This is a genomic window from Saccharomonospora iraqiensis subsp. paurometabolica YIM 90007 (genome assembly GCF_000231035.2).
In the GTDB taxonomy this organism is placed as follows: domain Bacteria; phylum Actinomycetota; class Actinomycetes; order Mycobacteriales; family Pseudonocardiaceae; genus Saccharomonospora; species Saccharomonospora paurometabolica.
Genome location: NZ_KI912190.1, coordinates 1,224 through 2,199, shown reverse-complemented (window position 1 = coordinate 2,199; position 976 = coordinate 1,224). Strand labels below are relative to the sequence as shown.

Genomic DNA, 976 nt, shown 5'->3' with positions numbered 1-976 from the left:
CGCGGTCCCGCGTGCCCCCGGCGGCCCGCGCGGGGATCCGGGCCCGGCCGGGGGCGGGCGGGTCAGCCGTTGTTGTGCTTGACCTTGATGTGCCGCGCGGTGTCCTCCGGCCGCTCCAACGTGACGGTCACGGTGAGGATCCCGTGGTCGTAGGAGGCCTCGATGGCGTCCTCCTTCGCCCCGGACGGCAGCGCCACGGTGCGGGCGAACGAGCCGTACCGGAACTCGGACTGGCCCCCCTCGGACTTCTGCTCCGACCGCTGGGCCTCGATCGTCAACAGCCCGTTGTGCACCGTGATGTCGACGTCGTTGTCCGGGTCGACGCCGGGGAGTTCGGCGCGCAGGACGTACCGGTCCTCCTCGGTGCGGTCCTCGATCCGGATACTGTTCACGTCCAGAGCGGGCCGCAGACCGCCCATCGTGGGGAACATCTCCAGCAGATCCCGGAAGTCGGGGATCAGCGAACGGTGCTGGGACCGTGCCGGCAGTGTCATCGCCTGCTCCTTTCGCGCCGACTGTGGGGCGGACGGACGCTCCCCTGGTCGTCAGGCCCGGGCGTCGTGGACCCCACGACTGTCATGTCAGCACGTCCGCTCCCGGTCGGATAGGGCCCTCGTCCGGCCGGTACCGGGGACCAACGGCCCTCGTCCCGCGCCCGGTCCGTCCCCGCACGGCGGGCAGGTTCCGCACGGCGGCGGGTCCGCTGCCGGGCATGACGTCACCGGATCGCGGTTAACCCGTTGGAAGGACAGGGGCCGGTTGCGGTCCCACACGAGTGACCACGGGTGACCGGCGGGGAGATGAGGCGCGTGGCGGACCCACGTCGGGGGCTGTTGGCCGCCCTGGCCGTGTTCGTGGCGGTCGCCGTCGCCGTCGCCTTCCTGGTGACCGGCGGCGACGGGAACGATCCCGACGGTGGGGACGCCGACGACACCGGCCGGGCGACCCCGTCGGCCACGGCCCCGGCCGAACCCCC

1 protein-coding gene is annotated in these 976 nt (G+C 73.0%); it reads right to left on the bottom strand.

Going from position 1 to position 976, the window contains the following annotated elements:
* Window positions 1-62 precede the first annotated feature (62 nt).
* Window positions 63-494, bottom strand: a complete 432-nt coding sequence (locus SACPADRAFT_RS0201530) for an Hsp20/alpha crystallin family protein (protein ID WP_007027758.1) — start codon at window positions 492-494, stop codon at window positions 63-65.
* Window positions 495-976: the final 482 nt, after the last annotated feature.